At 71.5% G+C, this 8041-nt stretch carries 1 protein-coding gene; it reads right to left on the bottom strand.

Translation table 11 applies throughout. From position 1 onward, the window contains the following. The coding region (locus tag AB0M67_RS41450) for a type I polyketide synthase (RefSeq protein ID WP_365753380.1) at positions 1-7913 on the bottom strand (7913 nt) is incomplete at its 3' end. Positions 7914-8041 lie beyond the last annotated feature (128 nt).

Genomic DNA, 8041 nt, shown 5'->3' with positions numbered 1-8041 from the left:
ATCACCGCCCACAACACCGGCTGCACCACATCCACCCGGGACCACAACGGATCATCCCCGTCCCGGAACACCACATCCCGCAACGACCAGTCCACATGCGGCGACAGCGCACGCTCACACGCCACCATCGACTCCCCGAACACCGGCGAGGCATCCCACAACTCACGCCCCATCCCCACCCACTGCGACCCCTGACCCGGGAAGACGAAGACCGGTCGGCTGTCGGCGGTGGTGGCGCCGGAGACGACGCCGGGGCCCGAGCCCTGTGCGGTGAGCCCGCGCAGGCCGTCGAGCATGCCCGTGGCGTCGCGGCCGAGCACCACGGCACGGTGTTCCAGGCGTGCCCGGGTGGTCGCCAGGGAGAGTCCCACGTCCGCGAGGTCGAGGCCGGGTTCGCGCTCGACCAGGCCGGAGAGACGTTCGGCCTGGCCGCGCAGGGCCCCGTTCGAGCGTCCGGAGATCACCCACGGGACGACCGGTGTCGCGAGTGCGGGGGCCGTCGGGAGGTCGGTGCCGGACTGGGCCGGGGGTTCCTCGGGCGCGGGCGCCTCTTCGATGATCACGTGGGCGTTGGTGCCGCTGATCCCGAACGACGACACGCCCGCACGCCGAGGACGTTCCGTCCGCGGCCAGTCCCGTGCCTCGGTGAGCAGTTCCACCGCGCCCGCCGACCAGTCGACCTTCGGCGTCGGCTCGTCCACGTTCAGGGTCTTGGGCAGTACGCCGTTGCGCAGTGCCAGTACGGACTTGATGATGCCCGCCACGCCGGCGGCCGCGCCCGTGTGCCCGATGTTGGACTTGACGGAGCCCAGCCACAGCGGCCGGTCGGCAGGGCGTTCCTGGCCGTAGGTGTTCAGCAGGGCCTGCGCCTCGATCGGGTCGCCGAGCGTGGTGCCGGTGCCGTGCGCCTCGACCATGTCGATGTCCGCGAGGGCCAGGCCGGCGTTGGCGACCGCCTGCCGGATCACCCGCTGCTGCGAAGGACCGTTCGGCGCGCTCAGACCGTTCGACGCACCGTCCTGGTTGATCGCCGAACCGCGGATCACGGCCAGCACCTCGTGCCCGTTACGGCGCGCGTCCGACAGCCGTTCCAGGACGATCATGCCGACGCCCTCGCCCCAGCCGATGCCGTCCGCGGCGGCGGCGAAGGCCTTGGTGCGGCCGTCGGCCGAGAGTCCGCCGAGCGTGTCGAACTCCGCGAACGCGCCGGGCGTGGCCATCAGGCCGACCCCGCCGGTCAGCGCGAGACCGCACTCGCCGTTACGCAGCGCCTGGGCGGCGAGGTGCAGCGCGACCAGCGAGGACGAGCACGCCGTGTCCACGCTGACGGCGGGCCCCTCCAGGCCGAGGGTGTAGGAGACACGGCCCGACATGACACTGCCGGATGAGCTGGTGACGGCGTAGCCCTGGCTGGCGGGCGAGTTCATCAGCAGGGCGCCGTACTCGACGGCCGTCCCTCCGACGAAGACACCCGTGTCGCTGCCGCGCAGCGACCTGGGGTCGATGCCAGTCCGCTCCACGGCCTCCCAGGAGGTCTCCAGCAGCAGCCGCTGCTGCGGGTCCATGGTCAGGGCCTCGCGCGGCGAGATCCCGAAGAAGCCGGCGTCGAAGTCGCCCGCCTCGTGCAGGAAGCCGGCGCGGCGGAGGCTGGCGAGGTTCCACCGGTCCCAGCCTCGGTAGGACGGGAAGTCGGTCAGCCCCTCCCTGTTCTCGGCCATCACCTGCCAGAGGTCGTCCGGGGAGGCCACTCCGCCGGAGTAGCGGCAGGCCATGCCGACGACCGCCAGCGGTTCGTCGGACGTGGTGCGTACGACGAGGTCGGCCCGTACGGGGTCGGTCCCGGTGCCGACGAGTTCGTCGCGCAGGTGGGCGGCGAGCTGTCGCGGGTTGGGGTAGTCGAAGACCAGGGTGGCGGGCAGGCGCAGCCCGGTGGCCGTGTTGAGCAGGTTGCGCAGCTCCATCGCGGTCAGCGAGTCGAACCCGAGTTCCTTGAAGGGCCGCTCCGGTGTGATGTCGGTCGACGAGGCGTGGGCCACGACACGGGTGGCCTCGCCGCGCACCAGGTCCATGAGCACATCGAGTTGCTCGGCCCCGCCGAGTCCCGCGAGCTCTGTCCGCAGGGCGGCGCCGGCCGAGTCGTCGGCGATGCCGGCGGCGTCCTCGCCGAGTACGCGGGCGACCTCGGGGATGTCCTCGATCAGCGGGCGCCGCCGGGCCATCGTGTACCCCGGCGCGAACAGCGCCCAGTCCATGTCGGTGACGGTCAGCGCGGTCTCGTCGTGCTCCAGCGCCTGGCGCAGCGCCTCGACGGCCAGCGCCGGGTCCATCTGCCGGACGCCTCGCCGCGCCAGCTGCTCCGCGGTGCCGTCGGTGGCCATGCCGGTGTCCTTCCAGCCACCCCACGACACCGACGTCGCCACCAGACCACGCGCCCGGCGCTCCCAGGCGAGACCGTCCAGATAGGCGTTGGCCGCCGCGTACCCGCCGTTTCCGGCGCTGCCCCACACGGCGGCGCCGGAGGAGAACACGACGAACGCGTCAAGTTCCAGACCGAGTTCGGCGGTCAGCTCGTCCAGGTGACGGGCGCCGAGGGTCTTCGCCGCCATCTGGGCTTCCAGTTCCGCGACGTCGAGTTCGCGTACGGGGCGGTAGCTCGCGATTCCGGCCGTGTGGAAGACGGAGGTCACGGGATGCTCGGCGAGCAGCTCCGCCAGAGCGTTCCGGTCGGTCACGTCACACGTCGCGAACGTGACCTCAGCACCCAACTCGGCCAGCTCCTGGGCCAGTTCAGCCGCTCCCTCGGCCCGCTCGCCGCTGCGGCTGACCAGCAGCAGCCGTTCGGCGCCTTCCTTGGCCAGCCAGCGCGCCAGGTGCCCGCCGACGCCGCCCGTACCGCCGGTGATCAGCACCGTGCCCGAGGGGCTCCACGTCCGTATCGGCGCCGGGTTCGCGCCGAGCGGGGCCCGGACCAGCCGACGCCCGTACACACCCGACGAACGCACCGCGACCTGGTCCTCACCCTCACCGGCCGCCAGCACACCGGCCAGCGAGGACGCCACCCGCTCGTCCCACACCGCCGGGACGTCGACGAGACCGCCCCAGGCGGCGGGCTGCTCCAGGCCCACGATCTGGCCCAGCGCCCACACCTGCATCTGCACCGCCGACACCGGATCGTCCGCGCCCACGGCGGCGGCACCCCGGGTCAGCACCCACAATGGGGCTTCCAGCTCCGCGTCCGCCAGAGCCCGCACCAACTTCACCGACGCGGCCGGCGCACGCTCTTCGTCCCAGGCGAGCAGTGACACCACACCCGACACGTCCGCCGACTCCGCGAAGCCCAGGTCCTCACATACGGACACCTCCGCGCCCGCGGCGACCAGCGCCTGTCGGACCTCATCGACCGGCGCGTCCCCGCCCGGGCTCACGATCACCCACTCGCCCGACAGACGACCGGCCGACGGAACCGTCACCGAACGCCACACCGTCCGATAACGCCACGAGTCCAGCACCGACCGCTCCTGACGCCCCCTGCGCCAAGCCGACAACGCCGGCACCACAGGCTCCCACGCCTCCACATCGCCGTCGGCGACCAGCGCGGCGACACCCGCCGCGTCCGCCCGCTCCACCGCACCCCAGAACGCCGCATCCACCGGATCGACCGCGCTCCCCGTACCGGGGGCGGCGGCGTCCTCAAGCCAGTAACGCTCATGCTGGAAGGCGTAGGTGGGCAGCTCGACCGTGCGTGCGCCGGCACCGGCGAACAGCGGCGACCAGTCCACCGGCGCACCCGCCACATACGCCTCGGCCAGCGACGCCCGGAAACGGTCCGCACCACCGTCGTCACGCCGCAACGAACCCACGACAGCGCCGGAGGCGCTCTCCAACGTCTCCTGGATCGCCATCGCGAGGACCGGGTGCGGGCTGGACTCGACAAAGACCCGGTGTTCCTGTTCGGCGAGCAGTTGGATCACCGGCTCGAACAGCACCCGCTCCCGCAAATTCCGCACCCAATAACCCGCATCCAGACCCGCCGTATCCAACCGCTCACCCGACACCGTCGAATAGAACGCCACCGACGACGACACCGGCCGAATATCCGCCAGCTCCGCCATCAAGTCGTCATTCAGCGCATCAACCTGCGCGGAGTGCGAGGCGTAGTCCACGGCGATACGACGTGCCCGCACCCCGTCCGTCTCGCACTCGGTGAGCAGGTCGTCCAGCGCCTCCGGCTCGCCGGAGACGACCACCGACGACGGTCCGTTGACCGCCGCGATCCCGATCCGGCCCTCGAAGCGCGTGAGCCGCTCCTCCGCGTCGGTGACCGGCAGGGACACCGACACCATCCCGCCCTTACCGGACAACTTCTCCAGCACCAGACGCGACCGCACCGCCACCACCCGCGCACCGTCCTCCAACGACAGTCCGCCGGCCACGCACGCGGCAGCCACCTCACCCTGAGAGTGACCCACGACCGCGGCCGGTTCGACACCGAAGGACCGCCACACCGCCGCGAGCGACACCATCACCGCCCACAGCACCGGCTGGACCACATCCACCCGGGACCACAACGGATCATCCCCGTCCCGGAACACCACATCCCGCAACGACCAGTCCACATGCGGCGACAGGGCACGCTCACACGCCACCATCGACTCCCCGAACACCGGGGAGGCGTCCCACAGCTCACGCCCCATCCCCACCCACTGCGACCCCTGACCGGGAAAGACGAAGACCACACCGCCGTCAGCGGACGCCCGCCCGCTCACCACACCCGCCCCCGGCGCCCCCTCGGCCACCGACCGCAACCCCGCCAGCAAGCCCTCCCGGTCACTCCCGAGGACGACCGCCCGCTGCTCGAACGCCGACCGCGTCCCCGTCAACGAGAACGCCACATCCGCCGGGCTCAGCCCGGGCCGCTCCACGACACGTTCCAGCAGCCGCCGGGCCTGCGCCCGCAACGCCGTCTCACCGCGCCCCGAGACCACCCACGGCACCGGCCCGGAAACCTCACCGCCAGACTCCGACGACTCCACCTCCGGAGCCGGAGCCTCCTCGATGATCATGTGCGCGTTGGTGCCGCTGATCCCGAACGAGGACACACCCGCACGCCGAGGACGTCCCGTCTCCGGCCAGTCCCGTGCCTCCGTCAGGAGTTCCACCGCACCCGCCGACCAGTCGACCTTCGGCGTCGGCTCGTCCACATGCAGCGTCTTGGGCAATGTCTTGTGCCGCAGCGCGAGTACGGACTTGATGACGCCCGCCACACCGGCAGCCGCGCCCGTATGCCCGAAGTTGGACTTGACGGAGCCCAGCCACAGCGGCCGGTCGGCAGGACGTTCCTGGCCATAGGTGGCCAGCAGCGCCTGAGCCTCGATCGGGTCGCCGAGGGTGGTGCCGGTGCCGTGCGCCTCGACCATGTCGACGTCCGCGCCGGACAGGCCCGCGTTGGCCAGCGCCTGGCGGATCACCCGCTGCTGCGCCGGACCGTTGGGCGCGCTCAGACCGTTCGACGCGCCGTCCTGGTTGATCGCCGAACCGCGGATCACGGCCAGCACCTCGTGCCCGTTACGGCGCGCGTCCGACAGCCGTTCGACGACGACCATGCCAACGCCCTCGCCCCAGCCGGTGCCGTCGGCGTCCGAGGAGAACGCCTTGCAGCGGCCGTCGCCGGCCATGCCGCCCAGCGTGTCGAACCCGAGGAACGCGCCCGGCGTGGCCATGACGGTCACACCGCCGGCCAGGGCCAGGTCGCACTCGCCGCTGTACAGCGACTGCGCGGCCAGATGCAGGGCGACCAGCGAGGACGAGCACGCCGTGTCCACCGTGACCGCGGGACCTTCCAGACCCAGCGCGTAGGAGACCCGGCCGGACATCACGCTGCCGAGCGCGCCGGTCATGCCGTAACCGCTGTCGGCCTCGGCGGAGCCCATCAGCACCGCGGGATAGTCCTGCGGGCCACCGCCGACGAAGACGCCGGTGGAGCTGTTGCGCAGCGACCAGGGATCCATGCCGGCGCGCTCGACGGCCTCCCAGGAAACCTCCAGCAGCAGGCGCTGCTGCGGGTCCATGGTCACCGCCTCCCGGGGCGAGATCCCGAAGAAGGAGGCGTCGAACTCCCCTGCCTCGTGCAGGAATCCGGCCTGACCGACCGCGGGCGCGCCCCAGTTGTCCCAGCCGCGGTCCAGCGGGAAGTCCGACAGTTCGTCGCGGCCTTCGCTGAGCAGCCGCCACAGATCGTCGGCGTCGCGGACGCCACCGGGGTAGCGGCAGGCCATACCGACGATCGCGAGCGGTTCGTCCTCCACCGGCCGGGCCGCCGTCGCCACGGGACCGGATCCCGGCAGACCGTCGACGAGCTCCGCGCGCAGCAGGGAGGCCAGCTGCTGGGGGTTGGGGTGGTCGAAGACGAGGGTCGCGGGCAGCCGCAGACCGGTGGCCTTGGACAGCCGGTTGCGCAACTCCATCGCGGTCAGCGAGTCGAAGCCCAGCTCCTTGAACGGCCTGCCCGGCGTGATCTCCGCCGTCGACCCATGCGCCAGCACCTGCGCAGCCTCACCACGCACCAGCCCCAGCAGCAACGCCTGCTGCTCCGACTCCGTCAACCCAGCGAGACGCTCCCGCAGCCCCCTGCCCGCCGCGTCCTGGGCAGCATCGGTCTCGGCGGCCTCGCTCAGTGCCCTGGTGGCCTCGGGGATGTCCTCGATCAGCGGGCGGCGCCGCGCCATCGTGTACCCCGGCGTGAACAACGACCAGTCCATATCGGCCACCGTCACCGACACCTCGTCCTGCTCAAGCACCTGCCGCAACGACCGAACCGCCAACTCCGGCTCCAGCAACCCCACACCACGACGCGACAACTGCTCCGCCGTCTCCCCCACCGACATCGCCGTACCACGCCAACCACCCCACGACACCGACGAACCCACCAGCCCACGCACCCGACGACCCCGGATCAAACCCTCCAAATAACCACCCGCAGCCGCATTCGCCCCATTACCCGCACTCCCCCACACCGCAGCACCCGTGGAAAACACCACAAACGCATCCAGCACCAACCCAAGCTCAGAGCTCAGCTCATCCAAATGACGCGCACCCACAACACGGGCGGAGAGCACCTCCGTGAAGTGCTCGGGGGTGGCGGTGACGAGCTCCGCGTAGCCGACCACACCTGCCGCGTGGAAGATCGAGGTCACGGGGTGCTCGGCGAGCAACTCCGCGAGCGCGTTCCGGTCGGTCACATCACACGCGGCGAACGTGACCTCGGCACCCAACTCGCTCAATTCCTCGGCGAGTTCGGCATTCTCGCCGCTGCGGCTGACCAGCAGCAGACGCTCGACGCCCTCCTTCGCCAGCCAGCGCGCCAAGTGCCCGCCGACGCCGCCCGTACCGCCGGTGATCAGCACCGTGCCCGAGGGGCTCCACGTCCGTATCGGGGTCGCCGCGTTACCCAGCGGGGCCCGGACCAGCCGACGCCCATACACACCCGACGAGCGTACGGCGACCTGGTCCTCGCCGTCGCCGGCCGCCAGCACACCTGCCAGCGAGGACGCCACTCGGTCATCCCACTCCACGGGAAGATCGACGAGACCGCCCCAGGCGGCGGGCTGCTCCAGCCCGACCACCTGGCCCAGCGCCCAGATCTGCGCCTGCACCGCCGACACCGGATCGTCCACGCCCACGGCAGCGGCACCCCGGGTCAACACCCACAACGGAACCCCGCCATCGGCATAAGCCTGCACAAGCCGCAGCGTCGACTCCACCGCGGACTCTTCGTCCCAGGCGAGCAGCGACACCACACCCGACACGTCCGCCGACTCCGCGAAGTCCAGATCCTCACAAACGGACACCTCCGCGCCCGCGGCGACCAGCGCCCGCCGAACCTCATCGACCGGCGCATCCCCACCCGGGCTCACGACCAGCCACGTCCCCGACAGACGACCGGCCGACGGAACCGTCACCGAACGCCACACCGTCCGATAACGCCACGAGTCCAGCACCGACCGCTCCTGACGCCCCCTGCGCCAAGCCGACAACGCCGGCA

The organism is Streptomyces sp. NPDC051662 (assembly GCF_040681655.1).
In the GTDB taxonomy this organism is placed as follows: domain Bacteria; phylum Actinomycetota; class Actinomycetes; order Streptomycetales; family Streptomycetaceae; genus Streptomyces.
Note: the sequence above shows the minus strand (reverse complement) of the source record. Positions and strands in the feature narration are given on the sequence as shown.